Below are 26,205 nucleotides of genomic sequence, written 5' to 3' on the forward strand. Positions count from 1 at the left end.
TGATTGGGCGCAGCGCCTGTCAGGCGAACTTGGCCCGGGCCGCGTGCAGTTTCTTGTAGCTGTCGATCAGGCGCAGGTGGCGATCAAGGCCTTCGAGCTTCATGCTGGTCGGGGTCAGGCCATGGAAGCGCACACTGCCGTCCACCGAACCCAATACCGCGTCCATGCGCGCATTGCCGAACATACGGCGGAAGTTGGCTTCGTAGTCATCCATCTCCAGTTCGTCATCCAACTGCACTTCCAGCACCACGTTCAGCGCCTGGTAGAACAGGCCGCGGTCTACGGTGTTGTCGTTGAACTGCAAGAATGCCTCAACCAGTTCCTTGGCGTCCTCAAAACGCTGTACCGCCAGGCAAATCAGCAGCTTCAGCTCCAGAATGGTCAGTTGGCCCCACACTGTGTTTTCATCGAACTCCACGCCGATCAGCGTGGTGATGGTGGTGTAGTCATCCACATCGCAATTGTCCAGGCGCTTGAGCAGCAGCTTGAGCGAGCGGCTGTCGAGGCTGTGCAGGTTGAGGATGTCGGCACGGAACGACAAGGCGCGGTTGGTGTTGTCCCAGATCAGGTCCTCGACCGGGTAGATTTCCGAATAGCCCGGCACCAGGATGCGGCACGCGGTGGCGCCAAGGTTGTCGTACACCGCCATGTACACTTCCTTGCCCAGGTCTTCGAGGATGCCGAACAGGGTCGCGGCCTCCTGCTGGTTGGAGTCCTCGCCGTGCCCGGAGAAGTCCCACTCGACGAATTGGAAGTCGGCCTTGGCGCTGAAGAAGCGCCACGACACCACGCCGCTGGAGTCGATGAAATGCTCGACGAAGTTGTTCGGCTCAGTCAGTGCATGGCTTTCGAAGGTGGGTTGCGGCAGGTCGTTCAGGCCTTCGAAGCTGCGGCCCTGCAGCAGCTCGGTGAGGCTGCGCTCCAGCGCCACTTCCAGGCTCGGGTGGGCACCGAACGAGGCAAACACGCCACCCGTGCGCGGGTTCATCAAGGTCACGCACATGACCGGGAACTCGCCCCCCAGCGACGCATCCTTGACCAGCACCGGGAAGCCCTGCTCTTCCAGGCCCTGGATGCCGGCGACGATCGCCGGGTATTTGGCCAGCACCTCTTGCGGCACGTCCGGCAGGCACAACTCGCCCTCGAGGATTTCGCGCTTCACTGCCCGCTCGAAGATTTCCGACAGGCACTGCACCTGCGCCTCGGCCAAGGTGTTGCCCGCGCTCATGCCATTGCTGAGGAACAGGTTTTCGATCAGGTTGGACGGGAAGTACACCACCTGCTGGTCGGACTGGCGCACGAACGGCAGCGAACAGATGCCCCGCGCCGTGTTACCCGAGTTGGTGTCATACAGGTGCGAACCACGCAGCTCCCCGTCAGGGTTGTAGATCGCCAGGCAGTGCTCATCGAGGATCTCGGCCGGCAACGCGTCGCGCGGGCCCGGCTTGAACCACTGCTCGTTCGGGTAGTGCACGAACGGGGCGTTGGCCAGGTCTTCGCCCCAGAACTGGTCGTTGTAGAAGAAGTTGCAGTTGAGGCGCTCGATGAACTCGCCCAGCGCCGAGGCCAGCGCAGCCTCCTTGGTGGCGCCTTTACCGTTGGTAAAGCACATGGGTGACTGCGCATCGCGTACGTGCAGCGACCAGACGTTGGGCACAATGTTGCGCCACGAGGCGATCTCGATCTTCATCCCCAACCCGGCGAGGATGCCCGACATGTTGGCAATGGTCTGCTCCAGCGGCAGGTCCTTGCCGGGGATATAGGTGCTGGTGTCCGACACCGGCATCAGCAACCCCTGGGCATCGGCATCGAGGTTGTCGACCACTTCGATCACGAACTCAGGGCCGGTCTGCACCACCTTTTTTACCGTGCAGCGGTCGATGGAGCGCAGGATGCCTTGACGGTCCTTGTCGGAGATGTCCTCGGGCAGTTCGACCTGGATCTTGAAAATCTGGTTGTAGCGGTTTTCCGGGTCGACGATGTTGTTCTGCGACAGGCGGATATTTTCGGTGGGGATATCGCGGGTCTGGCAGTACAGCTTGACGAAGTAAGCCGCGCACAAGGCCGAAGACGCCAGGAAATAGTCGAACGGGCCGGGGGCCGAACCATCGCCTTTGTAGCGGATAGGTTGGTCGGCGATCACCGTGAAGTCATCGAATTTGGCTTCGAGACGGAGATTGTCGAGAAAATTGACCTTGATTTCCATGCGGGATTACCGTGATTTAAGCGTGCAAAACGAAATTGGCCGGCATTATCCGGGTTTTCGTTGCGCAAGTCCTGTTCAACGCCGACTGCAGGCTTGATTTTTCGAAGCTGGCTTGCGTATTCCGCCGGATTACTTGCCTGATCCTCTGAAGCCACCCCGCCACCAGACCAGCGGTCATCCTGCTGTGCTAGCGTTTCTGCACCGGGGGACAACGTATTCCCCATGCAGATAAAACACAGCGACAACAACCGTGACGGGCAGGTGAAACCATGGAACTACGCATCAACCAGAAGACCTATCAGGTCGAGGCGGACGCCGACACGCCCCTGCTGTGGGTAATCCGCGATGACCTGGGGCTGACCGGCACCAAGTATGGCTGCGGCTTGGCCCAGTGCGGCGCCTGTTCGGTGCTGGTGGACGGCAATGTGGTGCGCGCCTGCGTTACCCCGGTGGCCGGTGTGGTGGGGCGTGAGGTCACCACCATCGAGGCGATCGAAGCCGACCCCGTCGGCAAACGGGTGGTCGCCGCCTGGGTCGAGCACCAGGTGGCTCAATGCGGCTATTGCCAGTCTGGCCAGGTCATGGCAGCCACGGCGCTGCTCAAGCACACGCCCAAACCCAGCGATGCGCAGATCGATGCAGCCATGGTCAACCTGTGCCGCTGCGGCACCTACAACGCCATCCATGCCGCCGTGCATGACCTGGCCCAGGGGGAACAGGCCTGATGAACACGCCAGTCGATACACCCGCCGAACTGCTCAGGCTGCAGCGGGGCGAAACGGTCAACCTGTCACGTCGGCGCTTTCTTGCCGGCACCGCAGTCGGTGCCCTGGTGCTAGGTTTCGGCCTGCCCATGGGCTCGGCCCGCGTGCAGGCAGCAGCCGCCGCTGCGGCAACCGCGGAACGCGGCACCCAGGTGCCTGCATTTCTGGAGATTCGCCCGGACGGCACGGTGCGCCTGCTGAGCCCCTTTATGGAAGGCGGGCAAGGCCCTTTCACCGCCATGGCGCAGATTGTGGGTGAAGAGCTGGATGTCGACCCGGCCCATTTCGTGGTCGATAGCGCACCACCGGGCGAAGCCTACGTGGTGATGGAGAACGGCATGCGCATCACCGGTGGCAGCATGTCGGTGCGCATGAGCTACCCCACCATGCGCCGCCTGGGCGCGCTCGCCCGGGGCATGCTGCTGCAGGCGGGCGCCGAACACCTGGGTGTACCGGTCGATGAGCTTTCTACCACACCGGGTAACGTAGTACATACCACGACCGGACGTTCCGTACCCTACGGTGAGCTGGCCGGTCGCGCCATGGACCTGCCGGTGCCCGACCCGGCCAGCGTCAAGCTGCGCGACCCCAGCCAGTTTCGCTGGATTGGAAAGCCCGTACGCCGCCTGGATGCCTACGACAAGTCCACCGGCAAGGCCCAGTACTGCATCGACATCAAAGTCGACGGCATGCTCCACGCTGCCGTGCAACATGCGCCGCGCCTGGGCATGACGGTTGGCAGCCTGCGCAACGAAGACCAGGTCAAGGCCATGAAAGGCGTACATTCTGTGCATCAGCTGCCAGGCGCCGTGGCCGTGGTCGCCGAGCGCTGGTGGCACGCCAAGCGTGCAGTGGAGGCGATGCAGGTGGACTGGAAAGAACCGGCCGCCGACAGCAAAGTGCGCCCGATGCCGGCCGATTTTTCCAGCGACGCCTGGCGCGAACACCTCGCGACGGTGCAAGGGCCATCCCGTGATGAAGAGAACGAAGGGGATATTGCCGGCGCCTTGGCCAACGCCAAGACCAAGGTCGAGGCCAGCTACCACAACCAGTACCTGAACCATGCCCAGCTGGAGCCACCGTCCGCCCTCGCCCGCTTCAACCCGGACGGCAGCCTCGACGTCTGGCTGCCCAACCAGGCCCCGGACATGTTCCGAGACGACATTGCCAGACGCACCGGCCTGGAGCCTGCACAAATCAACCTGCACTCGCCGCTGCTGGGCGGCTTCTTTGGCCGCCACTTCCTGTACGACTCTGCCAACCCCTACCCACAGGCCATTGCCCTGGCCAAAGCGGTTGGCCGGCCGGTGAAGCTTATCTGGAGCCGCGAGGAGGAGTTTTTGCGCGATGTACTGCGCCCCGTCGCAGTGGTGAAGTTCCGCGCCGGGCTGGACGCAGACGGTATGCCAGTGGCGCTCGAAGCGGTCAGCGCCACCGAGGGCCCAACCGAGGCCCTTGCTGGAAAACAAGGGGAGAAGATCGACCCGACCGCGCTTGAGGGGCTGTCAGGCAAGTCCTACGCCATCGCCAACAAGCGCATTGCCCAGATCTATGTCAAAGGCCCGGCCATGCTCGGTTACTGGCGCTCGGTAGGTAACTCGCTGAACGACTTCTTCTACGAATCATTCCTGGACGAACTGGCTGACAAAGGTGGCAAGGACCCGTTTGAACTGCGCCTGCACCTGCTGCGCGACAACCCGAGACTGACCAACCTGCTGAACGCAGTGGCCGACTTGTCCGGCGGCTGGAAGCGCGGACCGTTCACCGCCGAGGATGGCAGCAAGCGCGCACGCGGCGTGGCCATGGCCTCACCGTTCGGCTCGGAGGCTGCGGTCATTGCCGAGGTTTCCATCGACAACGGCCAGGTCAGGGTGCACGACATCTGGCAAGCCATCGACCCAGGCAGCATCGTCAACCCGGCGATCATCGAGCATCAGGTCAACGGCGCTGTCGCCCTGGGCCTGTCGCAGACGCTGGTGGAAGAAGCGGTGTACGTGGATGGCAAGCCGCGCGCGCGCAATTATGACCTGTACCCGATTCTGCCGCCTTCGCGCATGGCCCGGGTGCATGTGCGCATCATCGAAAGCGGGGCGAAGATGGGCGGCATCGGCGAACCACCGCTGCCCGCCGTTGCCCCGGCGGTGGCCAATGCGGTCGCGCAGCTCACTGGCCAGCGCGTGCGCAGTTTGCCATTGAGCCGCCACACCTTCAGCTGATCGCACAAGGGACGCCTCATGACCCATCGTTTCGCAAGAACCGCTGGCTGGCTGGCGCTGCCGTGCCTGGTCGCGGCGGGCCTGCTGGCCTGGTATGTCACCCGTGAACCCGCATCGCCGTTTGCCGATGCACAGGCCACTGCTGCCGACCCGGCGCTGGTCAGCCGAGGCGAATACGTAGCCCGGCTCAGTGACTGCGTGGCCTGCCATAGCCTGCCGGATGGCAAACCGTTCGCCGGCGGGCTGGAAATGGCCACCCCGCTGGGGGCAATCCACGCCACCAACATCACCCCCGACCGCGACAGCGGTATCGGTAACTATACCCTGGCTGACTTCGACCGCGCCGTGCGCCAGGGTGTCGCGCCGGGTGGCCGACGCCTGTACCCGGCTATGCCTTACCCGTCCTACGCCAAGCTCAGCGATGATGATGTCAAGGCGCTGTATGCATTCTTCATGCACGGCGTGCAACCGGCGCGGCAGGCCAACCTGGCCAGCGACATCCCCTGGCCGCTGAACCTGCGCTGGCCCATCGCCTTGTGGAACGGCCTGTTCGCCGCCACCACGCCTTACACCGCCAAGGCCGGGCAGGATGCACAGTGGAACCGTGGCGCCTATATCGTCCAGGGCCCCGGGCACTGCGGCAGTTGCCATACGCCACGCGGCCTGGCCTTCAATGAAAAGGCGCTGGATGACAGCGGCAAGCCGTTCCTGTCCGGCGCACTGCTCGACGGCTGGTATGCACCCAGCCTGCGTGCCGACCACAACACCGGGCTGGGGCGCTGGAGCGAGGCCGAGATCGCGCAGTTCCTGAAGACCGGGCGCAACCGGCATGCAGTGGTATATGGTTCGATGACCGAGGCGTTCAACAACTCCACGCAATTCATGCGTGACGACGACCTGGCCGCCATCGCCCACTACCTGAAGTCGCTGCCCGGCGACCCTCAACGTGACGGCGCACCCTGGCAATACCAGGCCGAATCGCTAGCCACACGGCTGGACAGCCCAGGAGCGCGCACCTACGTGACACGCTGTGCGTCATGCCACGGCCTGGACGGCAAGGGCCAGGCCGAATGGATGCCGCCCTTGGCCGGGGCAACCTCGGCACTGGCCAAGGAGAGCGCCTCGGCAATCAATATCACGCTCAATGGTTCGCAGCGGGTGGTGGCTGCAGGGGTGCCGGACGCCTATCGCATGCCGGCTTTGCGCGAACAGCTGAGTGATCAGGAGATTGCCGACGTGCTCAGCTTTGTGCGTACGGCCTGGGGCAACCAGGGTGGTGCGGTGGATGTGCAGGCGGTAGGCAAGCTGCGTGGGCATACCGACCCGGCCAGCAGCAGCCCTATCATCTTGCATATGCGTTGAATTGGAGTGGCACATGTACCGACGCGAGGCTGCCCCCAACAAAGACCGCGCAGCACATGAGCCACTCTGTCACTGCCACCGCTCCAGATTCTGTTTCAACCACTGTTCGGGCAAGGCCCCGCCAACGATCTTCGCCATCTCCCGCGCCAGCGCCTCACGCAGCGGTGGCCGGTTGCAGGGCGACTCACGTGAGATTGCCAGGTACAACCCTTCGCTGGACACCGGTGGCTGCAACACCTGCACAGTGGCTGCGATGCCCAATGTGCGTGCCAGCGCCATGCCAGGATACTGCTCGTACACCACATAATCGCTGCGCTTGTGCATCAGCTTCTCGAACGCCTGCCTGGCACTGGGCACCGCTTCGAGGGTGAGATTGGCCTGGGCGTATTCATCGAACTGCTGGCCGTGGCTGTTGTTGACCAGAGTGCCACCCTTGCGGCCTTTGAGGTCGGCCCATTGCTGGTAGGCAAAAGCATTGTCCTGGCGCACCCAGATGACGCTGGGGGTGCGCAAAAATGGCGGGGCGATGAAGTCCACATGCTGCCGGCGCGCCTCGGTCAGGAAATACCCGGCCATCAAGTCGATCCGCCCAGTGCGCACGGCTTCCTGGGCTCGCGACCACGGCCCGGCGTAAACCACCTCTATGTCCAGCCCCAACTGCTTGCCCACGTATTTGAGCAGGTCGGCATTGGCACCGATCAATCGTTGAGGGTTTAGCGGGTCGCGCCACAGGTAGGGGGGGTACTCCGGATTTCCTGTGGCGGTCAGCCGTAAGCATGCATCATCCGCCACCGCAGCCAGGGGCAGCAGTGACAGGCACACCAGGAGCAAGACGTGGCGAAAGCAACGCTCGATCATCTACAACCCTCGGCACATGAAACACCCGGCGACCCGGCGTGATAGCCAAAGGCTGCCACCCACTGTGGTCGCCTGCAGCTATCGTCTGCGCGCTGTGGACAGTCTGGACCATCAGCAACCCGCAGACGAGCCTTTCATCGTTCAGTTGAAAAATCTGCCGAAGGACAGACAGTAAGGGCCTGCACAGCAGGCGACAACGTGGGCTTTTCAGGCACCCTGCCGTCGCATCGCCAGGATCGCCGCGCCGAAACCGATAAAGGTGGTGCCCACCACCCGGTTCACCCAGCGCGACAGCGACGGCCGGGTCAGCACCCCTTTGGCCCGCGCAGCCAAGGCGGCATACGCGCTCAGCGAAGTGAGCGACAAGGCCACGAAAATCCCGGTCAAGGTCAGGAACTGCGGCAACAACGCAGCCCCCTGGTCGATGAACTGCGGGAACAGCGCAGTAAAGAACATGGTCGCCTTGGGGTTGGTGACTGCAGTGAGGAAGGCCGATTTGAACAGTTTCAGCGGCGCGGGTCGCACCTTGGCCGCACGCTCTGCGGCCCCCTGCTCCAGCATCGGGCTCTTCTTCAGCAGTTGTCGCACGCCCAGGTAGAACAGGTAGCCCGCCCCCAGGATCTTCACGGCATTGAACAGTACTTCAGAACTGGCCAGCAGTGCGCCTAGCCCCAGCATGGCCGCAGCCGACAAGCAGAACAGGCCCGTGCCATTGCCCAGCGACGACCAGATCGCGCTGCGCTGGCCATGGGCAAGGCTGTTGTTGATAGCCATCAAGGTGGCAGGGCCGGGGCTGGCGATCGCGATGGCGGCGACCAGGGTGAACGCGAACAGCGAGTGAGAATCCATTTCAGGCTCGGCAGACAATCAGGAAAGGCTGCGTGAATTGCACGCAGGTTCAGCTGGCATTCTGCCGCTTGGCCGCCTTCTTGGCGATAGCCTTCATTCGCGTCGCCGCCCGCTGCACAGTGGCCATTTTCTCGGGCCGCTTCATGCCCCGCCACTTGCGGATTTCGTCACGGGTACGGCCGCAGCTCACGCACAGTTCGCTGTTGAGCTGGCATAACGAGACGCAGGGGTTGTCGATGTCTTTGGCCATGCAACTGCTCAGCCAGGCAGCTCTGCACGCGCACGTTCGCCTGCGCTGTGGAACACCTGGCGCACTTCCTCGGCCTTGACCTTGGTTACCGACCTGGCTGCCAGCAACTCTTCGACTACGCGCAAGCCCTGCTCGAGGGCTGTGGCCAGTTGCTCGGCGTCGGAGGCGTCAGCGATATCACCCAGATAGGGAGCAATGAGATACACGTAACGGTCCTGCAGCTTGAGCGCTTCCAGCGCGTCGAGGGCTTTCTGGAACCGATCGGCAGCGGCAGGGCTCATGCTCAATTTATCGAAATGAATCAGGCTCACACGGTCAGTGGCCATTATGACGAATCTCCGTTTCCTGGTGCGGCCAGGCCCACAAGCAGCAGCGCTTCTACGATGCTCGTATGTGCGGGCCCGGGTTATGCCCATCAGGGTACCAGAAGCCGAGGCAGAAAGGGCCACTGCCCCCAGAACTAAAAGTATTTGCCAAGTCGCGTAATGGACGCCCCAGGACGTTATGGGGACATGAGCCGCCATTTGCTGCGCAGGATAATCCCGCCAGCAATCCACCCCGCCGAGGCCGTCATCGCGCTCGGCAGCCCACACAACAACAAGCCTGCGCGCTCAGGCAGACACAATGGGGCCTCATCATACATGGCAAAGGAACACATCCCCGAAACACTCGATCTTGGCGTCACAGACCCCTCGAAAACCGCAGAAGCCCGCCAGGACCGGCATTTCGAGGGCAAGCTTGACTGGATTGTCTTTGGTTTCACCAGCCTTCTGGCCATCGCCTTCGTGCTCTGGGGCTTCCTCAACCAGGTCAGCCTGGCCAGCAGCGCCTCCAGCGCGCAATCCTGGGTCATTCTCAATTTCGGCTGGTTCTTCGTGCTCACCTCCTCCCTGTTCGTGGTGTTCGTGCTGTGGCTGGCCGCCAGCCGTTACGGGCGAGTGCCGCTGGGCCGCGATGGCGAACAGCCAGAATTTCGCACGGTGTCCTGGGTAGCAATGATGTTCAGCGCCGGCATGGGCATCGGCCTGATGTTCTTCGGCGTGGCTGAGCCGCTGTCGCACTACATATCGCCGCCGCCCGGCTCGGCCAGCGGGCAGACCAGCGAAGCGATGCAGGTGGCAATGGCCACCACCTTGTTCCACTGGACCCTGCACCCTTGGGCCATGTACGCCATCGTCGGCCTGGTAATCGCCTACGGCACCTTCCGCCGTGGCCGCTCGCAGCTGATTTCCGCCGCCTTCCGACCACTGATCGGCAAGCACGCAAACGGCCCTCTCGGCCGCCTGATCGACATGATGGCAATCTTCGCCACGCTATTCGGCTCGGCCGCCTCGCTGGGCCTTGGGGCGCTGCAGATTGCCGGCGGCCTGGAATACAACGGCTGGATCGAAAGCCCCGGTAAACTGTTCTACATCTCGATCATCACCCTGCTGACCATTGCCTTCGTAACCTCGGCGGTGTCGGGCATCGGCAAGGGTATCCAGTGGCTGTCCAACACCAACATGGTGCTGGCACTGGTGCTGGCGGTGTTCGTGTTCATGGTCGGGCCGACGCTGCTGATGCTCAACCTGCTGCCGACCTCGCTCGGCATCTACATCAAGATGCTGCCGGAAATGATGGCCCGCACCAACGCCAGCGGCGGCGAGCAGATGAACAGCTGGCTGGCCGGCTGGACCGTGTTTTACTGGGCCTGGTGGATCTCCTGGACGCCTTTCGTGGGCATGTTCATCGCCCGTATCAGCCGCGGTCGCACCATTCGCCAGTTCGTTACCGGGGTGCTGCTGGTGCCAAGCCTGGTCAGCCTGGTGTGGTTCACCATCTTCGGTGGCGCCGCCATCGAGGCCGTGCGCGAGGGCGCCTTCCAGCTGGCCAACGGGGCGGTCAACAGTAACCACGCGCTGTACCAGTTGCTGGACAGCTACCCGCTGGCGTCGGCAACCTCGGTGCTGGTGATGATCCTGGTGGGCATCTTTTTCGTTTCGGGTGCCGATGCCGCCTCGCTGGTGATGGGCACGCTGTCGGAACACGGCACCACCGCGCCATCGCGACGCACAGTGATTTTCTGGGGGACGCTGACCGGTACGGTGGCGGCCATCATGCTGGCGATCGGCGACCCAGGTAACCCTGGCGAGGCACTGACCGGGCTGCAGAACCTGACCATCGTCGTGGCCTTGCCATTCGTGGTGGTGATGGTGCTGCTATGCCTGGCGCTGTACCGCGACCTGCGCAAGGACCCGATGATGCTGCGCCACCTGCGCGGCAACGAGCTGATCGAGAAGGCCGTACTGTATGGGGCGGTGAAGCATGGGGAAGAGTTCTACATTGTGGTGCAGGAGAAGAAGGCATCGGCCAAGACAGCGGCAGAGGCCGAAGTAACCAGCAACTGACGGCGTCAACCAGAAGACCACGGGCTGCTAAGCAGCCCGTTCGCGATGCGGGACCGCGCCTGCTGAAACATGGATCTGCTTCAACCTTTCAACGCCGCCGCTATCTTGGCCACATCGATCTTGCCCATCTGCATCATGGCCTCGAACGCACGCTTGGCCGCCGCACGGTCGGGGTGGCCGATGGCTTCGATGAGGATGCGTGGAGTGATCTGCCACGAAATCCCCCATTTGTCCTTGCACCAGCCGCAAACACTGGCCTCGCCGTCGTTGCCGACAATGGCCTCCCACAAGCGGTCGGTCTCTGCCTGGTCCACGGTACTGACCTGGAACGAAAATGCCTCACAGTGCTTGAAGGCCGATCCACCATTGAGCCCCACGCACGGGATACCCATTACCGTGAATTCCACGGTGATCACATCGCCCTGCTTGCCTGAAGGGTAATCGGCGGGTGCCTGGTGCACAGCGACCACCCGGCTATCGGGGAAAGTTCGGGCATAGAAGTTCGCCGCCTCTTCGGCAGCGTGGTCATACCACAGGCAGACGGTGTTCTTGGCAGTCATGGTCTTGCTCCAAGATCGAAGGTGAGCCTTGAGTCTAGCCCCATAGCCCCGGCGTACCGGTAGCACCTGACCACCTGATGCAAATGCAGGTTTGATAGGCGATCAAGCCGATAAAAAAAGCGCCCCAAGCGGAGCGCCAGAAAATCCACCCAAACCAAAGGAGCAACAAGGTTGCCAAGGTGGAATCACAGAATCGACAACGGGTACTCCACGATCAGCCGCACTTCGTCCAGGTCCGACTCGAACGCCGTGGCCCGGGTGGTGGCCTGGCGAACCCGCAACGACAGGTCCTTGGCCGCGCCCGTCTGCACCACATACTTCACCTCGATGTCACGCTCCCAGCGTTTCTGGTCGGTCAGCGGGTTGCCCGCAACGTCACGGCGCATGTAGGTGGCGTTGGCATTGGAGTAGTCAGCATCGGTACCCTTGCCGTAGCGTGTCATGAACGACAACCCGGGTACGCCGTAGGCAGCCATGTTCAGGTCATAACGCAGCATCCACGAACGCTCCTTGGGCGCGTTGAAGTCGCTGTACTGGATGGAGTTGTCGAGGAAGATCGAGTCGGACTGACGCAGGTAGTCGAAGTCGTCGTCGCCGTTGTTGCGCTGGTGCGTCAGGGCCAGGGTGTGAGCACCAAAGCGCACACCCAGCTTGGCGCTCCAGATGTCGTTGTCAAAGGCGCCCAGGCGCTGCTGCCCTTCATCCACAGCCTTGTAATAGTTGAAACCGCCAATCAGCGCCAACGCCTCGCTCAGTGGCCAGCTCAGGCTGGTGCCGGCGTAGTACTGGTTCCACGCGTCCTTGAGCCGGCTACTGAACAGGCTGACGCTGACATGCTCATTGAGCTTGTAATCCCCCCCACCATAGGCGATCCAGGGCGAATCGACCGGGCCGCCATAGAAGGTCACGAAGTTCTCCCGCAGGTCGCTGGACATCGGCTGGCTCATGGCATGCAGACGCCCGGCTTGCAGGGTAAGGTCCTGGATGCTGGTGTTCTCCAGGGTCACCCCACGGAAGCTTTCCGGCAGCAGCCGCGAGTCGCCAGCCGCCACCACCGGGTTGGCCGGGAACACATCCCCCACCTTCAGTACCGTGTCGAACAGTCGTAGCTTGGCCGCGCCCCCCACCTTGGTGTATTCGTCACGTGCCTGGCCGTCGCGGTCAACCGGCAATACGTCGAAAGAACTGCGCCCGCCGTTGCGGCCGCCGCCAGTGTCGAGCTTGAGGCCAAGCATGGCAAACGCATCCAGGCCAACACCTACGATGCCCTGGGTGAAGCCCGACTCGAATCGGGTAATCACGGCATGCCCCCAGGCCTCGGAGTAGCCGTTGTCAGGTTGTTTGCTCGGGTTGTGTGTGGGGGCCACAGAATCGCGATTATCGCGGTTGAAGTAGAAGTTGCGGTTAAGCACGCTGAGGGTGCTGCCCTCCATGAAGCCGTCCGCACTTTTTTCTGCAGCAACAACCTGGCTGCCAACGCCGGCCAGCGCCAGGCAAGCAGCCAGTGTCAGGGGTGATCTGCACGTCATCCGATGCTCCTTGAACGTCGCATTTGTTGTTATGTCGGCGGGCCAAGATTGACGGCCGGCAGATAACGCCAAGGTGATCGGCGCATTACAATTGCGTCATCGGCAACGCAGCGCTCTGGGGCGGGCACTGCAACATTCTGCAGACATTTCCGACACTAGGCAGTGAACCTGCTGACAAAAAAACGGTCTTTCGCTGACGGTCAACTCACCGACCGGTTCATCGGCCCAGTCACCGGGCCTACTTTTTGTCCTGTTTCAGCGAAGACCCAACATGCCCGATTCCCGCCCAAATGCTTCCGCCCTCCCTGCCCTGCGCATCGGCCTGATTGCCGCCCTGGTGGGCCTGGCCGCCCCCGTGCACGCCGAAGAGCCTGCCAGCGACGCACGCTGGGTCAGTGACAGCCTGAGCACCTACGTGCGCAGCGGCCCGACCGACGGGCACCGCATTGTCGGCACGCTCAAGTCCGGGCAGAAGCTGACCCTGCTCGGCAGCCAGGGCAATTACAGCCAGGTGCGCGGGCAGAACGGCGATGTGGTGTGGATCCTCAGCAACGACCTGCAGGCAGTGCCCGGGCAGAACGAGCGCCTGCCGTTGCTCGATGCCCAGGTCACCGAACTGACCGGGCAGTTGAAGACCATCGACGACAGCTGGAAGAACCGCGTACAGGGCATGCAGGAAACGCTTGATTCGCGCAAGCAGCTGATTGACGAGTTGGAGGCACGCAACAAGGCACTGAACGAGCAGCTCGATCAGAGCCAGTCGGACCTGCGCGATACCCAGGCCCGCCTGGGGGATGAGAACAAGCAGGTGATGATGCGCTACATGGTGTATGGCGGCAGCATTGCCGGTGCAGGCTTGCTGGCGGGGCTGATCCTGCCGGCACTGACCCGTGGGCGCAAGAAGAACGATCGCTGGTTCTGAGTTTGGCAAGGCGTCGGGGCTGGAACGTGCAGGCCTGCCACAGGTCTTGCAGCAGCGGAACCACCCCTACCGCAACCGTTCCAGCGCCTCCAGCACATACCCCGTGGCCCGCTCCACCTGCCCTTCCCGACACGCAATACCCAACTGCCGCCACAACCCCGGCCGCAGCGGTCGGCGGGCAATGCGCCGGTCCAGTTCGGTCGCCTCCCCCTCCTGCGGCAACAAGGTCGCTCCATACCCGGCGCCGACCAGGCTTTTGATCGCATCGTTGTAGTTCAGCTCGATCCGTGGTTCGGGGTACAACCCCGCCGCTGCAAACCATTCGCCGGTAACCCGCGACAGCTGGGTGGTGCTGTCGTTCAGGATCAACGCCCGTTGCGCCAGCCAGGCCGGGGTGATCCTGGCCGGTGGCTGCCAGTCGGCCGGCACATACGCCAGGATCGGGTCGCGCCGCCAGGGGGTAACCGTCAGCCCTTTGCCGGCCACCTGCGGCAAGGCCACAAGGCCGATATCCAGTGTGCCCTCACGCAAGCGCGCGAGCGACGCCTGGGAGGTCAGCACCTGGACCTGCACATCGATCCCCGGGTGCTCCACACGCAGGCGCGCCAGCGCCTGCGGCAGCAAATGGGCGATGGCACCGGTGGAGGCGCCCAGCCGCACACGCCCGGTCAACCCTTCGACCTGCCGGCGTACTTCGTCCAGCGCCAAGTCAGCGTCCGCCAGCAGGCGTCGGGCACGCCCCAGCAGTGTTTCACCGATGACGGTAGGCCGCACCTGGCCGCGGGTGCGGGTAAGCAACGGGGCGCCGATACGCGCCTCCAACTCGGCCACGTGCAAGCTGATGGTGGGCGGCGCCAGGTTAAGCTGGCGGGCGGCCTCGGCAAAGGAGCCCAGGTCGGTGATGACCACCAATGTGCGGAGGCGGTCGAGGCTGATTTCGCGCATTGTTCAGAGCCGGCCCTTTTGCGGGTAAACCTACAGGTTCACCACGCGTTTCAAAAATCATTCAGAAAACCTGAATGTATCGATCATCATATTCAAATTTTCATTACCAACGCTACGGGCGAGCATAGGCTATCTTTCCCCAACCGGACCCCGAGCATGCACACCCCTGTTGTTTTCATCGACGGCGACCAAGGCACCACAGGCCTGCAGATCCATGCCCGCCTGCAGGGCCGTAGCGATCTTCGCCTGCTGACCCTCCCCGAGGCCGAGCGCAAGGACCCGCAACGCCGCCGCGAAGCGATCAACAGCGCCGACATCGCCCTGCTGTGCCTGCCCGACGACGCCGCCCGCGAGGCCGTGGCCGCAATCCACAACCCACAGGTGCGGGTGATCGACGCCAGCTCGGCGCACCGCACCGCACCAGGCTGGGTGTATGGCCTGCCGGAGCTTGACGAACAGCAAGCCGAGCGCATCGCGCAAAGCACGCGCGTCAGCAATCCCGGCTGCTATCCCACCGGCGCCATCGCGCTGCTGCACCCACTGGTCAAGGCTGGCTTGCTGCCTGCGGACTACCCCCTGAACATCCACGCCGTGTCTGGCTACTCCGGCGGTGGTCGCGCGGCGGTCGAGCGGCACGAACAGCCCGGCGCCGCCAAAGCGCCGGCGCTACAGCTGTACGGCCTGGAGCTGGCGCACAAGCACGTACCGGAGATCCAGCAGCACGCGGGGTTGTCGGCGCGGCCGATGTTCATGCCCGGCTATGGCGCCTACCGCCAAGGCATCGTGCTGAGCATTCCGCTGCAGCTTCGCCTGCTGCCTGGACAGGTCAGCGCCGCGCAGCTGCAAGGCTGCCTGGAACGGCATTACCAGGGTGCCCGCCATGTTCAGGTGATGCCTCTGCATCAGGGCGGCGCTGCGGCAAACCTCGACCCCGAGGCATTGAACGGCAGCAATGACCTGCGCCTGGCGCTGTACGCCAACCCCGAGCATGGCCAGGTACTGCTCACCGCAGTGTTCGACAACCTGGGCAAAGGTGCCTCTGGTGCTGCCGTGCAAAACCTCGACCTGATGCTCGGTGCCTTACAGGCACACGGCTGATGCGGCAAAACCGGTTAGACTGTACACCCGCGCCAACACAGCGCGGGTCGTATTCTCATCCGCCGGAGCCCCCAGATGTTCATCCTGAGCCGCCTCGACAGCGTGCCACCCGAATCTTTCCAGAACCAGATCCGCGAGCTGGTCATTCACAATGTCGGCGAATTGAGCAGTGTCGCCATCGCTGTCGACAACCCGCTGTACCCGCTGTACCAGTACGGCGTCGGCATGGAAGTCCACCAGTACCTGCAAGCGCTGGACGGCGCCCGCGGTCTGGCGGTGGCACTTACCTTGGCGCTGGATGCCGAAGCACCGGACCAGTTGCTGGGCTTTGCGCTGTCGCTGCCAGCCCAGGACGATGGGCGGGCCTGTTCATTGGCCTTTCTGGCCGTGTGCGCCAGCCATCGCCGCCAGGGCATCGCCCGTGCTCTGCTGGGCGACCTGCGGTCGCGCCATGCCTGCGTGGAGCTGAACGCCTTTGCCAACCAGGTGCCGTGGTTCGAGGCGATGGGCATGCAAGTGGTGGCCGCCAATGGACCGCAGGTGCTGATGAGCAGTACCGGCCAGCCCAGTGGTGCGCTGATCGGGCGCCTGGACATTGCGCCGATTTATCAGACGGCTGAAGTGCTGCAGATTCACACCTATCTGCTTAACCAGCAGGGTGAGGATGCAATGATCGAAGCGGAGCAGATGCGCGATGAGCGGCTGGATGAGCTGACCGCTCAGGCCCAGGAATGTGTGCGCCAGCGCAAGACCGTGCATTGATCCGATGGCCTGTTCGCGGGCTTGCCCGCGCCCACAGGAATACCGTAAGGCCCAAGGCCGGTGATGTACCTGTGGGAGCGGGCGAGCCCGCGAAGAAGCCCCATTGGCCTTTCAGCCATGCACCCAGCGCCGATGCAGCCCACGCGCCAGGGCATCCAGCACAAACCCCAGCACGCCAATCAGCAGCACCATCGCCATCAGTTCGGAATAAGCCAGCCGGTCGCGGGTATCAAGAATGAAATACCCAAGCCCCGCACTCACCCCAAGCATTTCGCACGGCACCAGCACAATCCACAGAATACCGATGGCCAGGCGCACGCCCGTCAGCACGTGACCGATCACCCCCGGCACAATCACCTTGCACAAGGTTTCCCAGCGCGTTGCACTCAAGCTGCGGCTAAGTTGCAGCCAGCGCGGGTCCAGTTGACGCACCCCTGCCGCCGTATTCAGCAAGATCGGCCACAACGCGGCAAACGCCAGCAGGAAGTAGATCGGCTGGTCACCCACGCCCATCAGCATCACCACCACAGGCATCCACGACAATGGCGATATCATGCGCAGAAACTGGAATGCTGGCGTGGTCGCCGCCTCCAGGTGCCGGTAGCTGCCTACCAGCAAGCCCAGCGGCACACCCATCAGCAGCGCCAGCAGCAGCCCAATCAGGATGCGCTTGAGGCTGACCCAGATATGCCCATAGACCTCGCCCTGCCCCAGCAGCTCGACCAGGCTGGCCAGGGTTGCCGCCGGCGAAAAGCGCGCCGACAGGCCGTCGGCCTGGCCGAACAGTGCTACACCGGCCCACCATAACAGCAACAAGGCCAGCAACCCGACCAGCCCAAGGCCGGCATGTACGACATGGGTGCGCATCAGACCGCAAACTCCTCGCTACGCTCGAAGTTGTCGGCAATGCCGAACACCGACGGGCCACCCACTGTCGCGATGGCATTACGCACGAAGCGATCGTCGACCAGGTCGCGGGCGGCATACGCCGGATCCAGCCCGGCAAGGAACGCATTGTCGCCTTCGATCAGGGTGGTTTTCAGGCGCTTGACCAGCTCTTCGGTGTAACTCGGGAACGGGTATGGCTGGAAGTCGATGCGCTTTTCGTCCCACTGCTGATGGCGAATGGCACCACTGGCAATGTAGCCAGCACGGTCTTCGGCGGCGGGCGCCAGGACCTTGGTCAGCACCGCAGGCTCGTGCGGGGTGTACTTGTTGGGGCCCGCCCGGGACAGCAGTGCGGCGGCTTCGGTGCGATGGTCACGGGTCCATTGCTGGGCCTTGACGATGGCGTTGACCACTTTCTGCGACCACGCCGGGCGGTTATTCAGGTCATGCTCGTGCATGAACACCACGCAGCACGCATGGTTGCGCCATACATCGCCGGTAAAGCGCTGCACGCGGCCTACCTTGAGGTTCTCGGCCAGCGCGTTGAACGGCTCGGCAACGATGTAGCCGGCAATACGCTTGCTGGCCAGAGCGGGTGGCATGTCGGACGGTGGCAGCACCAGCAGGTTGACTTCGTTGGCGGCCAGTTGCGCATTGGCGGGCTTCGACACGGGCGTCAGGCCGTTGTCGTTGAGCAACTGTTGCAGTACCACATTGTGGATCGAGTACCAGAACGGAATGGCCACTGTCTTGCCACCAAGCTGTTTCACGTCGGATATATCCGGCGCTACAGTCAGGCCCGAACCGCCCACGTGGTTCCAGGCCACCACCTTGGCTGGCACCTTGCTGCCATAGCGCGCCCATACTGTCATCGGCGAAAGCAGGTGGATGACATTGACCTGGCCGGAAATGAATGCCTCGATCACCTGCGCCCAGCTGCGCAGCAGCACCGGGCGCTCGGCCTTGATGCCTTCGGCCTCGAACAGGCCGTTGTTATGTGCCACCAGCAGCGGCGTGGCATCGGTGATCGGCAGGTAGCCGATGCGCACCGGCGCGTCCGGCTCGGCAGCGGCACGCGCCTGCAAGCTCGACAGCAACGGCAATGCACCGGCAGCAGTGAGCATGGCGCCGAGCTTGAGAAAGTCACGACGCGAAGAAGAGGAACAGCAGTCATCCATGCACATGGACAGCCTCCGAGGGCAACGAGGTTGGGGTAGGTTCGACTGTGCGGCTTGCCCGCCGAAGGGTTTTGAGGATTTCGATACGCAAGGCGCCAAGTTCTTCGACCCGCTGCGTCCGTGGTTGCGGCAGGTCAATGTGCCACTGGCCGAGGATGTGCGCTGGGTGGTTGCCCAGTAGCAGAACCCGGTCTGACAGCAGCAGGGCTTCGTCGATATCGTGAGTAATCAGCACGGCCGCGGTCTTGTGCGTGGCGATCAGTTGCAGCAGCAGCTGCTGCATGTCGGCGCGGGTCACCTCATCCAACGCACCGAAGGGTTCATCCAGCAGCAAGACTTCGGGCTGGCGTGCCAGGCAGCGGGCCAGCGCGGTGCGCTGGGCCATGCCGCCAGACAACTGCGCCGGGTACTGGCCACGCGCGTGGGCCAGGCCCACCGCCGCAATCGCATGGTCGATGCGTGCACGGCGTTCGGCATCTGCCAGCTTGGGCTGACGGGCGAAGTCCAGGCCGAAGGCGACGTTTTTCTCCAGGCTCAGCCATGGCAGCAGGCTGGGGTCCTGAAAGGCCACCGCCAGACGCGGGTGCGGCCCCTGCAGTGGCTGGCCGTGCAAGCTCACGCTACCGCCGCCAGGCTGCTGCAGGCCTGCCAGCACCCGCAGCAGGCTTGACTTGCCCACACCACTGGGGCCAAGGATGCTCACGACTTCACCTGGCGCCAGCTGCAGGTCGAACTGCGCCAGCACTTGTTGCCACCCCCCCTCACGCGGGTAGCCCAGGCGGATGTCACGGGCCTCCAGCAACACTGCGCTCATGCAACGCCCGCCTGGCGCTGCAGTTCGGCGCGCAATTGCACCAGGCTGGGCGTGACGATCGGCACGAAGGCCGACTCCCGCCAGCGGCGGGCAAACCCTTCGCCGTATTCGCTGAGGTAAGCCTTGCCGCCACTGGCCTGCAATTCCAGTTGTACTGCGTCGGCAGCACTTTCAGCCAGGATGATGCGCAGCTTGAACAAGGCCGCCGGCTGCTGCTGGAAGCGACCGTCGAGCAAGCCCTGCTTGAGTTCGCTGACGGTGTTTTCCAGGCGTTCGCTAAGCACCTGACGGGCTTCGTCGAGGAACGACGCTCGGCCATGCAGGTGCGCGTGAACCTCTTCCAGCGCCCGTCGCGCCAGGCCGATGGCCATGCCACATTGCAGCGCCAGGAATGCCGGGCGTACCCGTGGCAGGAATTCGCGTGCATTTTCATGCAGCAGCCAGTCGCGTGCCAGCGATACCTGGTGAAAAGCCAGTGCTGCCGTGTTGCTCGACTGCAGGCCCATCAGTTGTAGATCATCAGAACGCTCCAGGCCTTGAGCGTCGGAAGGAATGGCCAGCACAAACGGCGCGCCGCCGGCTTCATCCTCGATGGCCGCCGCCACCACGAAGCCGCTTTTACGCAAGTTGGTCACCCAATGCAGTCGCCCTTCCAGGTGCCAGCCATCGGCTGCCGGGCGGCCACGCACCTGCAGCGCTTCGATACCGGACAGGAACTTCATGGCGTTGGACAGCCCGGTGGCACCGGCCAATTCACCGGTCAACAGGCGCGGCAGCAGGCGCTCACGCAGGGGCTGGTTGGGGCTGTGCAGCAGGTATTCGATGAAGGCACGCTGGCCCCAGCAGACGAAAGCCGCAGCCAATGAGCGGCTGGCAATGGCGGCGATGGCCTCGACCGCATCGGTCACCTGCCCGCCCGTACCGCCCAGCGCTGGGTCGACCCCTGTGCGCAACAGCTGCGATTCTGCGATCTGCGCCAGCACCTGCTGCGGTTCGCACAGGCCCCGGTCGATGGCCTCGGCATTGGCATCCAGCCAGTGTCGAAATGCACAATCTTGCATGGTCTTGCTCCTTTGATAACGCCGGGGCCGCTCTGCGGCCCGTTCGCGGCACAAGGCCGCTCCTACAACGGCCTGGTAAGGGCCATTATCACAGGTGGGCTACGCAGAAGGCTGCCAGCGGTATTTGCCAAGCTCTTCGTTGAGTGGCGTCTGGGCGAAAACATTAGCAAAGTTGCACAGGGTTGCGAGACTTACGCCCAGAATCACCTCCAAGGCGTTGCCTTCACTGAAGCCGGCCTCACGGAAGGCCTGGTAGGTGGCTTCGCTGACATTGCCACGGGTGGCGATCACTTCGCGGGCAAAGGCGGCCAGGGTTTCGTAGCGGGCGTTGGGGAGTTCGCCACGGGCACGCAGAGCATCGACCACCTCCTGCGGCAGCTTGGCCTTGTTCAGCGCGACGGCGGTATGGCCGGCCACGCAAAAGTCGCAGCCATGCTGGGTGGCCGCGATCAGTTGCACCACTTCACGCTCGGCCAGGCCAAGCTCAGACTTGCCATTGAGTGCCGAAACGGTCACGTAGGTTTCAAGCGCCGCCGGGGCGTTGGCCAGCACGCCGAGCAGGTTGGGGATGAAGCCGGAATTCTTCTGGGCATTCTCAAGAAACGGCCGTGCCGCTTCCGGGGCGCTCTGCAGCGTGTGTAAAGTAATGCGCGAGGACATGCAGTGATCTCCTTTGATGAGTGTCACTACAGTCTGTTGGTTATAAGAACTACCCTCCATATTCATCAGTCGCCTTTCCTTGTTCCTGAGTCTTTGTATTAGATGATTTCGTCCAGCCACCTTGTCGATTGGTTATTAGAGGGCCTGGAGCTCGATGCCAGCCTGTTTCATGTCGGGCGCTATTGCGGTGGCTGGCATGCCAGCACCCAGGGCATGGGCCGCGCCAGCTTTCACCTGGTGGTGCAAGGGCATTGCTGGCTGCACATTGACGGCCAGCCGCAACCGGTGCGCCTGGAGAAGGGAGATGCCGTATTCCTGTTGCGCGACCTTGCCTATCGCTTGTCCAGCGATCAGGACCCGGTCGACGCCTGTGCCCAACCGCGCCAGGCCATGCAGTCGCTGGATAGCGAAGCCAGCGACGGCGTCGGGCTGGTTTGCGGCTTCTTCCATTTCCAGTCCGGCCTGTCTTCACTGATTGTCGAAGGCCTGGCCGACTGGATCCTGCTGCGCGCCGAAGACCCCGCCGGCAGTGCGGCGCGGGCGCTGTTCGAGCTCATTCTGGAAGAATGCCGGCGGGCCGCCGGCCCGTCGCAGGCGTTGCTGGAGCGCCTGACGCACCTGTTGTTCCTGTACGTGCTGCGCCAGCAGGTCATTGCCGGGCAGTCACTGGGCGGGCTTGTCGCCCTCGCTCGCCAGCCAGCGTTTACCGGGCTGCTGGAGCAGTTGATCGAACAACCGGGGCAAGCCTGGACGCTGGAGAGCATGGCCGCCTGCACCGGCTTATCGCGGTCTGCGTTTTTCAAGCGCTTCAACGAACTGGCGGGGCAATCGCCAGGGCAGGTGCTGCTGGCACTGCGCATGCGCCATGCCAGCCAGTTGCTGCGGGCGGGTAATACCGTGGAGCAAGTGGGTGCGCAGGTGGGGTATCAGTCGGTGGCGGCGTTTACCCGGGCGTTTGCCAAGGCCATGGGGGTGCAGCCTGGGGCCTATCGGCGCCAACACGAAGGGCGCTGATCGGCGTACTTCCCTACTCGCGCAAAGGCCGGTTCGGGCAAGCCCTTCACACCTGGTCTACCGGAATATCCCCAGCCCCCTTGGCCTCCCGCCGCTCACCCATCCAGGCATCGACCTGCTGGCCAAATTCAGCCGGGGCCTTGCGCCCGAAGCGCATGGCCAGGTCCAGCACAGTCTGCTGTGCCAATGACTCTTCCATGCGCTTCTGCGCCCCCAGCATCACTGCGTGGATCGCACAGGTACCCTCGGTCGCCCAACGCGGCGGCGAGCCGTCGAACAAGGTGCAACGCTCGCGCACCTCGCGGCAATCGAAGATCTTCTTTGGTCCATCAATGGCATGGACGATATCCAGCACGCTGATCTGCGCCGCCGGCCGCGCCAGGCGGAAGCCGCCGCGCACGCCTTCGGTGGCCGCCACCAGCCCGGCACGGGCCAGCTTGGTGAAGACCTTGGCCAGGTATTCCTGCGGCACGCCTTGCAACTCGGCCAGGTCGCGCACGCTGGAATCACGAGTTTCACCGCGCTCGTCGACTAAAAACAACAGGCAATGGATACCGTATTCCACGCCAGCACTGTAAAGCGACATTCAAATCTCCGACCGACTTTGTCGTACATGTTACGCCGATGCCCCGGCACTGACAAAACAAGGTGTCAAAAGGTAGCTCCACCGCAAAGGGAAAAGCCCTTGCCGAAGGCAACTACGACCGATATAGTCGTAGTTACTCGAAGGCCATACAGCTGGCCCCCGATGCCCTCTTCGAACCTTGCGGAGCACCTTCATGAAATCCAACATCCTGATCATCGGTGCCGGCTTTGCCGGTGTCTGGAGCGCCCTGAGCGCTGCCCGCCTACTCGACCAGGCGCAACGTGCCGATCTCAGCATCAGCGTGCTGGCGCCACAGCCGGAACTGCGCATTCGTCCGCGCTTTTACGAGGCCGACGTGCATGGCATGAAGGCGCCTCTGGGTGAACTGTTCGAGGCCGTGGGCATTCACTTCTTCCCGGGCAACGCCGACAGCATCGACACCGAAGGTCGCAGCGTCAGCTATACCGACACCCACGGCCAGCCACAGCGCATCGCCTACGACCGCCTGATCCTGGCCGCAGGCAGCCAGGTTGCCCGCCCGGCAGTATCAGGCCTGGCGGAGCATGCGTTCGATGTCGACCAGATGGAATCGGCCATGCGCCTGGAGCAGCATCTGGTCGATCTGGCCGCCCTGCCCGCTTCGCCAACTCGCAATACCGTGGTGGTGTGCGGCGGCGGCTTCACCGGCATCGAGACCGCAACCGAAATGCCTACTCGCCTGCGCTCGATCCTCGGGGCCGACGCGGCATTGCGGGTAGTGGTGGTCGACCGTGGTGCGCAAGTGGGGGCGGCATTGGGTGAAGGGATCACACCGTCGATTGTTGCCGCGTGTGAACAGGCCGGAGTCGAATGGCTGGCCGGCGCTTCCGTGGTGGCTGTCGATGCTGCGGGAGTCACCCTGGACAACGGCGAGCACATCGCCAGCAACACGGTAATCTGGACCGTTGGCGTCAAGGCCAGCCCGTTGACGGCGCACGTTGCCGGCGAGCGCGATACCTTCGGCCGGCTGAAAGTGGATGGCCATTTGAAAGTGCTGGGCCAGGAGCACGTTTACGCCACCGGCGACACCGCCTGGGCTGCGGTGGATGACCTGGGCAACCATGCCCTGATGACGTGCCAGCACGCCATCCCCATGGGCCGCCACGCCGGCAACAACGCCGCCGCCGACCTGCTCGGCCTGCAGCCGGTGCTGTATCGCCAGCCCAAATACGTCACCTGCCTGGACCTGGGAGACTGGGGCGCCGCTTTCAGCGAAGGCTGGGAGCGCGAACTGAAGCTGCACGGCCAGGAAGGCAAGGCCCTCAAGCGCCAGATCAACTCGGTATGGATTTACCCGCCAGCGGCTGACCGCGCCTTAGCGCTGGCTGCGGCGGACCCAATGATCGCCATCGTTTAACGGCATTTTTCTGACAAAACCGTCAACAATTGGCGGTTTTGTCAGTTTTGGCCGTTACATTGAATGGCTGTTCAATAATGATGGCCATATGGCATCATTGAAATCAAAAAAGTCACGAGGGTGAGACACACAAACAACTCCGCAGCGCATCAAGAGCCTGGCGCCATACCGGTGACCCGGCCATCCACCCAAGCTCCTGAGGCCTGCACGCCACCGTCAAGGAGCATTCCATGCAGTTACGGAATTTGAAGATCGGCATTCGCGCTGCAAGCGTGTTCGCCCTGTTGGGCATCCTGGTCCTGTTCATGGGCTTGATCGCACTTTACGAAACCCGGCAGATGGACAAGGCCACGGATGAAATCCGGGTGACCTGGATGCCGGCCGTAATAGCCCTCGGTGACATCAGCACCAACCTCGGGCGTGCCCGCGCCGTCACCTTGCGTGCCGCCCTGGACGACAACCCCAGTGACCGCGAGCGCAACCTGCAGATGCTCAACGGCATCAATACCGAGCTGAATAATGCGCTGAAGGATTATGCCGACACGATCATCGCTGCCGATGACCGCGCCCTGTTCAATGCCTTCAGCGCTGCTTATCAGCACTATTTCGAATTACAGACCCGTGTGCTGCAAGGCATTCAAGCTGGGCACATGGACGATGCCAAGCAGCAGATCAGCGGCCCGCTGACTCAGCGCGCCGACAGCATGATGCAGGCCATGGCAGCGTTGATCGCCTATAACGGCACAGGTGCCGAACAAGCCTCGCAGCGCAGCAGCGACGTAGCGGACGAAGCGTTCACCGCGCTGGTTGCCTCACTGGTGGTGATCATGCTGGCCCTTGCCACCATCGCTACCGTGCTCACCCGCAGTATCGTCGTGCCGCTGGCCGATGCGCTGGCTGTGGCCGAGCGCGTGGCGACCGGCGACCTGACCCGGGAGATACGGGTAACCGGCCGCGATGAGCCGGCCATGCTATTGCGCGCCCTGAGCCGGATGCAGGGCAGCCTGCGCGATACCATTCGCCAGATCGCCGCGTCTTCCGACCAACTGGCCTCGGCCTCGGAAGAACTGCACACCGTCACTGAAGACACCAGCCGCGGCCTGCATCAGCAGAGTGCAGAAATCGACCAGGCCGCCACGGCGGTGAACCAGATGACTGCGGCAGTCGAGGAAGTGGCGAACAACGCGGTCAGCACTGCTGATGCTTCCAAAGGCGCTGACCAGACCACCCGCGATGGCCGCGACCAGGTCAACCAGGCGCTGGCATCCATTCAGCATCTGGTAGCGGATGTGACCGGCACATCGGTTGAGATCGAGCAGCTGGCCAGCAACGCCAACGAGATCAGCCGGGTGCTGGACGTGATTGGTGCAATTGCCGGGCAGACCAACCTGCTGGCACTGAACGCCGCCATCGAGGCGGCACGGGCCGGAGAGGCAGGACGTGGGTTTGCCGTGGTGGCTGACGAGGTACGCGCCCTCGCCCACCGTACCCAGCAATCGACGGCAGAGATCGAGCAGATGATTGCCGGTATCCAGAACGGCACCGAGCGGGCAGTGACAGCAATGCACAGCAGCCAGGGTCGCGCCACGGGTACGCTGGAAGTGGCACAAAGCGCAGGGCAGGCGTTGGAAGTGATTGCCGAGGCCATTGCTTCGATCAACCAGCGCAACCTGGTGATTGCCAGTGCCTCGGAAGAGCAGGCGCAGGTCGCACGCGAGGTGGACCGGAACCTGGTGAATATTCGTGACCTGGCGATGCAAACGTCGGCGGGCGCGAACCAGACCAGTGCGGCGGCGCAGGATCTGTCGCGGTTGGCGGTGGACCTGAACGGGATGGTGGCGCAGTTCAAGGTTTGATCCAAAACAGCCGGGGCCGCATTGCGGCCCCGGCTACAGCAACA

Annotated in this window: 24 protein-coding genes; 10 read left to right on the forward strand and 14 right to left on the reverse strand. The window is 63.2% G+C overall.

The genetic code is table 11. The annotated features are described in order from the left end of the window. Positions 1-19 precede the first annotated feature (19 nt). The gene (locus tag V6093_RS06935; RefSeq protein WP_047603026.1) at positions 20-2,206 is read right to left on the reverse strand and encodes an OsmC domain/YcaO domain-containing protein; all 2,187 of its coding nucleotides are present in this window, start codon (positions 2,204-2,206) and stop codon (positions 20-22) included. A gap of 269 nt (positions 2,207-2,475) precedes the next feature. On the opposite strand from V6093_RS06935, the gene V6093_RS06940 reads away from it, so the two are divergent. Genes V6093_RS06940 through V6093_RS06950 form a run of 3 tightly spaced genes read left to right on the forward strand, consistent with a single transcriptional unit; the run spans position 2,476 to position 6,548 of the window. Further along, complete coding sequence (locus V6093_RS06940) at positions 2,476-2,931, forward strand: (2Fe-2S)-binding protein (RefSeq protein ID WP_003256023.1); 456 nt, start codon at positions 2,476-2,478, stop codon at positions 2,929-2,931. Continuing rightward, positions 2,931-5,186: a molybdopterin cofactor-binding domain-containing protein gene (locus tag V6093_RS06945; protein ID WP_332729840.1), complete on the forward strand. Its 2,256-nt coding sequence runs from the start codon at positions 2,931-2,933 to the stop codon at positions 5,184-5,186. The genes V6093_RS06940 and V6093_RS06945 overlap by 1 nt, the downstream gene beginning before the upstream one ends. A gap of 18 nt (positions 5,187-5,204) precedes the next feature. After that, a complete protein-coding gene (locus V6093_RS06950) occupies positions 5,205-6,548 on the forward strand; it encodes a cytochrome c (protein ID WP_012052021.1) in 1,344 nt (447 codons plus the stop codon). A 69-nt stretch (positions 6,549-6,617) separates the two neighbouring features. Here the strand turns inward: V6093_RS06950 and V6093_RS06955 are convergent, their stop codons facing one another. From V6093_RS06955 to V6093_RS06970, 4 genes are all read right to left on the reverse strand, one after another. Continuing rightward, positions 6,618-7,406 (reverse strand): ABC transporter substrate-binding protein, encoded by a 789-nt coding sequence (locus tag V6093_RS06955; protein WP_003256028.1) that lies wholly within the window; start codon positions 7,404-7,406, stop codon positions 6,618-6,620. Between the two features lie 207 nt (positions 7,407-7,613). Beyond that, complete coding sequence (locus V6093_RS06960; protein ID WP_003256031.1) at positions 7,614-8,255, reverse strand: LysE family translocator; 642 nt, start codon at positions 8,253-8,255, stop codon at positions 7,614-7,616. Between the two features lie 49 nt (positions 8,256-8,304). After that, positions 8,305-8,505: a DUF1289 domain-containing protein gene (locus V6093_RS06965; protein WP_003256032.1), complete on the reverse strand. Its 201-nt coding sequence runs from the start codon at positions 8,503-8,505 to the stop codon at positions 8,305-8,307. A gap of 8 nt (positions 8,506-8,513) precedes the next feature. Further along, a complete protein-coding gene (locus tag V6093_RS06970; RefSeq protein ID WP_003256033.1) occupies positions 8,514-8,831 on the reverse strand; it encodes a hypothetical protein in 318 nt (105 codons plus the stop codon). 315 nt (positions 8,832-9,146) lie between these two features. Between V6093_RS06970 and V6093_RS06975 the strand changes: the two genes are divergently transcribed. Further along, complete coding sequence (locus tag V6093_RS06975) at positions 9,147-10,892, forward strand: BCCT family transporter (protein WP_003256034.1); 1,746 nt, start codon at positions 9,147-9,149, stop codon at positions 10,890-10,892. Between the two features lie 80 nt (positions 10,893-10,972). On the opposite strand, the gene V6093_RS06980 is transcribed toward V6093_RS06975, so the two are convergent. Next, entirely contained in the window at positions 10,973-11,452 is a 480-nt protein-coding gene (locus tag V6093_RS06980) for a VOC family protein (RefSeq protein ID WP_003256035.1), read from the reverse strand. 185 nt (positions 11,453-11,637) lie between these two features. Beyond that, positions 11,638-12,981, reverse strand: a complete 1,344-nt coding sequence (locus V6093_RS06985; RefSeq protein ID WP_265977717.1) for an OprD family porin — start codon at positions 12,979-12,981, stop codon at positions 11,638-11,640. A 271-nt stretch (positions 12,982-13,252) separates the two neighbouring features. Between V6093_RS06985 and V6093_RS06990 the strand changes: the two genes are divergently transcribed. Beyond that, positions 13,253-13,903 carry a TIGR04211 family SH3 domain-containing protein gene (locus tag V6093_RS06990; protein ID WP_010954473.1) on the forward strand — a complete coding sequence of 217 codons (651 nt, stop codon included), beginning with the start codon at positions 13,253-13,255 and terminating at the stop codon, positions 13,901-13,903. A gap of 66 nt (positions 13,904-13,969) precedes the next feature. Here V6093_RS06990 and V6093_RS06995 read toward each other — a convergent pair whose 3' ends face one another. Continuing rightward, complete coding sequence (locus tag V6093_RS06995) at positions 13,970-14,848, reverse strand: LysR family transcriptional regulator (RefSeq protein WP_004577483.1); 879 nt, start codon at positions 14,846-14,848, stop codon at positions 13,970-13,972. Positions 14,849-15,004: 156 nt separating this feature from the next. Here V6093_RS06995 and argC point away from each other — a divergent pair, with 156 nt between their 5' ends. Further along, entirely contained in the window at positions 15,005-15,946 is a 942-nt protein-coding gene (argC, locus tag V6093_RS07000) for an N-acetyl-gamma-glutamyl-phosphate reductase (RefSeq protein ID WP_144000199.1), read from the forward strand. Between the two features lie 75 nt (positions 15,947-16,021). Continuing rightward, positions 16,022-16,708, forward strand: a complete 687-nt coding sequence (locus V6093_RS07005; RefSeq protein WP_014860042.1) for a GNAT family N-acetyltransferase — start codon at positions 16,022-16,024, stop codon at positions 16,706-16,708. A 111-nt stretch (positions 16,709-16,819) separates the two neighbouring features. Here V6093_RS07005 and V6093_RS07010 read toward each other — a convergent pair whose 3' ends face one another. From V6093_RS07010 to V6093_RS07030, 5 genes are all read right to left on the reverse strand, one after another. Beyond that, positions 16,820-17,575, reverse strand: a complete 756-nt coding sequence (locus V6093_RS07010) for an ABC transporter permease (protein ID WP_003256045.1) — start codon at positions 17,573-17,575, stop codon at positions 16,820-16,822. Beyond that, positions 17,575-18,780, reverse strand: a complete 1,206-nt coding sequence (locus V6093_RS07015) for an ABC transporter substrate-binding protein (protein ID WP_047603031.1) — start codon at positions 18,778-18,780, stop codon at positions 17,575-17,577. The genes V6093_RS07010 and V6093_RS07015 overlap by 1 nt, the downstream gene beginning before the upstream one ends. Next, positions 18,767-19,588, reverse strand: coding sequence for an ABC transporter ATP-binding protein (locus V6093_RS07020; protein ID WP_014590651.1), 822 nt, complete (start codon positions 19,586-19,588; stop codon positions 18,767-18,769). The genes V6093_RS07015 and V6093_RS07020 overlap by 14 nt, the downstream gene beginning before the upstream one ends. Beyond that, positions 19,585-20,649: an acyl-CoA dehydrogenase family protein gene (locus tag V6093_RS07025; protein ID WP_012052013.1), complete on the reverse strand. Its 1,065-nt coding sequence runs from the start codon at positions 20,647-20,649 to the stop codon at positions 19,585-19,587. Before V6093_RS07025 ends, V6093_RS07020 begins: the two co-directional genes overlap by 4 nt. Positions 20,650-20,748: 99 nt before the next feature. Continuing rightward, a complete protein-coding gene (locus tag V6093_RS07030; RefSeq protein ID WP_003256052.1) occupies positions 20,749-21,309 on the reverse strand; it encodes a carboxymuconolactone decarboxylase family protein in 561 nt (186 codons plus the stop codon). 102 nt (positions 21,310-21,411) lie between these two features. Here V6093_RS07030 and V6093_RS07035 point away from each other — a divergent pair, with 102 nt between their 5' ends. After that, on the forward strand, positions 21,412-22,323 hold the full coding sequence (locus tag V6093_RS07035) for an AraC family transcriptional regulator (protein ID WP_004577487.1): 912 nt from the start codon (positions 21,412-21,414) through the stop codon (positions 22,321-22,323). Positions 22,324-22,369: 46 nt separating this feature from the next. Here the strand turns inward: V6093_RS07035 and V6093_RS07040 are convergent, their stop codons facing one another. Beyond that, a complete protein-coding gene (locus V6093_RS07040) occupies positions 22,370-22,909 on the reverse strand; it encodes an Rrf2 family transcriptional regulator (protein WP_011805352.1) in 540 nt (179 codons plus the stop codon). A 193-nt stretch (positions 22,910-23,102) separates the two neighbouring features. Here V6093_RS07040 and V6093_RS07045 point away from each other — a divergent pair, with 193 nt between their 5' ends. Together V6093_RS07045 and V6093_RS07050 are read left to right on the forward strand one after the other, a co-directional pair. Then, positions 23,103-24,305: an NAD(P)/FAD-dependent oxidoreductase gene (locus V6093_RS07045; protein WP_265977729.1), complete on the forward strand. Its 1,203-nt coding sequence runs from the start codon at positions 23,103-23,105 to the stop codon at positions 24,303-24,305. 230 nt (positions 24,306-24,535) lie between these two features. Then, on the forward strand, positions 24,536-26,161 hold the full coding sequence (locus V6093_RS07050; RefSeq protein ID WP_003256058.1) for a methyl-accepting chemotaxis protein: 1,626 nt from the start codon (positions 24,536-24,538) through the stop codon (positions 26,159-26,161). Positions 26,162-26,205 lie beyond the last annotated feature (44 nt).

This window comes from Pseudomonas putida group bacterium ESBL64 (assembly GCF_045277175.1).
GTDB lineage: Bacteria > Pseudomonadota > Gammaproteobacteria > Pseudomonadales > Pseudomonadaceae > Aquipseudomonas > Aquipseudomonas alloputida.

Bases quoted from the DNA above. Each gene is read 5' to 3' on its own strand.
- V6093_RS06975 (WP_003256034.1), top strand. From the start codon at position 9,147: ATGGCAAAGGAACACATCCCCGAAACACTCGATCTTGGCGTCACAGAC.
- V6093_RS07020 (WP_014590651.1), bottom strand. From the start codon at position 19,588: ATGAGCGCAGTGTTGCTGGAGGCCCGTGACATCCGCCTGGGCTACCCG.
- V6093_RS06945 (WP_332729840.1), top strand. From the start codon at position 2,931: ATGAACACGCCAGTCGATACACCCGCCGAACTGCTCAGGCTGCAGCGG.
- V6093_RS07015 (WP_047603031.1), bottom strand. From the start codon at position 18,780: ATGTGCATGGATGACTGCTGTTCCTCTTCTTCGCGTCGTGACTTTCTC.
- V6093_RS07045 (WP_265977729.1), top strand. From the start codon at position 23,103: ATGAAATCCAACATCCTGATCATCGGTGCCGGCTTTGCCGGTGTCTGG.
- V6093_RS07030 (WP_003256052.1), bottom strand. From the start codon at position 21,309: ATGTCCTCGCGCATTACTTTACACACGCTGCAGAGCGCCCCGGAAGCG.
- V6093_RS06955 (WP_003256028.1), bottom strand. From the start codon at position 7,406: ATGATCGAGCGTTGCTTTCGCCACGTCTTGCTCCTGGTGTGCCTGTCA.
- V6093_RS06980 (WP_003256035.1), bottom strand. From the start codon at position 11,452: ATGACTGCCAAGAACACCGTCTGCCTGTGGTATGACCACGCTGCCGAA.
- V6093_RS06935 (WP_047603026.1), bottom strand. From the start codon at position 2,206: ATGGAAATCAAGGTCAATTTTCTCGACAATCTCCGTCTCGAAGCCAAA.
- V6093_RS07050 (WP_003256058.1), top strand. From the start codon at position 24,536: ATGCAGTTACGGAATTTGAAGATCGGCATTCGCGCTGCAAGCGTGTTC.
- V6093_RS06985 (WP_265977717.1), bottom strand. From the start codon at position 12,981: ATGACGTGCAGATCACCCCTGACACTGGCTGCTTGCCTGGCGCTGGCC.
- V6093_RS07035 (WP_004577487.1), top strand. From the start codon at position 21,412: ATGATTTCGTCCAGCCACCTTGTCGATTGGTTATTAGAGGGCCTGGAG.
- V6093_RS06970 (WP_003256033.1), bottom strand. From the start codon at position 8,831: ATGGCCACTGACCGTGTGAGCCTGATTCATTTCGATAAATTGAGCATG.
- V6093_RS06965 (WP_003256032.1), bottom strand. From the start codon at position 8,505: ATGGCCAAAGACATCGACAACCCCTGCGTCTCGTTATGCCAGCTCAAC.
- argC (WP_144000199.1), top strand. From the start codon at position 15,005: ATGCACACCCCTGTTGTTTTCATCGACGGCGACCAAGGCACCACAGGC.
- V6093_RS06950 (WP_012052021.1), top strand. From the start codon at position 5,205: ATGACCCATCGTTTCGCAAGAACCGCTGGCTGGCTGGCGCTGCCGTGC.
- V6093_RS07040 (WP_011805352.1), bottom strand. From the start codon at position 22,909: ATGTCGCTTTACAGTGCTGGCGTGGAATACGGTATCCATTGCCTGTTG.
- V6093_RS06940 (WP_003256023.1), top strand. From the start codon at position 2,476: ATGGAACTACGCATCAACCAGAAGACCTATCAGGTCGAGGCGGACGCC.
- V6093_RS07025 (WP_012052013.1), bottom strand. From the start codon at position 20,649: ATGCAAGATTGTGCATTTCGACACTGGCTGGATGCCAATGCCGAGGCC.
- V6093_RS06995 (WP_004577483.1), bottom strand. From the start codon at position 14,848: ATGCGCGAAATCAGCCTCGACCGCCTCCGCACATTGGTGGTCATCACC.
- V6093_RS07010 (WP_003256045.1), bottom strand. From the start codon at position 17,575: ATGCGCACCCATGTCGTACATGCCGGCCTTGGGCTGGTCGGGTTGCTG.
- V6093_RS06960 (WP_003256031.1), bottom strand. From the start codon at position 8,255: ATGGATTCTCACTCGCTGTTCGCGTTCACCCTGGTCGCCGCCATCGCG.
- V6093_RS06990 (WP_010954473.1), top strand. From the start codon at position 13,253: ATGCCCGATTCCCGCCCAAATGCTTCCGCCCTCCCTGCCCTGCGCATC.
- V6093_RS07005 (WP_014860042.1), top strand. From the start codon at position 16,022: ATGTTCATCCTGAGCCGCCTCGACAGCGTGCCACCCGAATCTTTCCAG.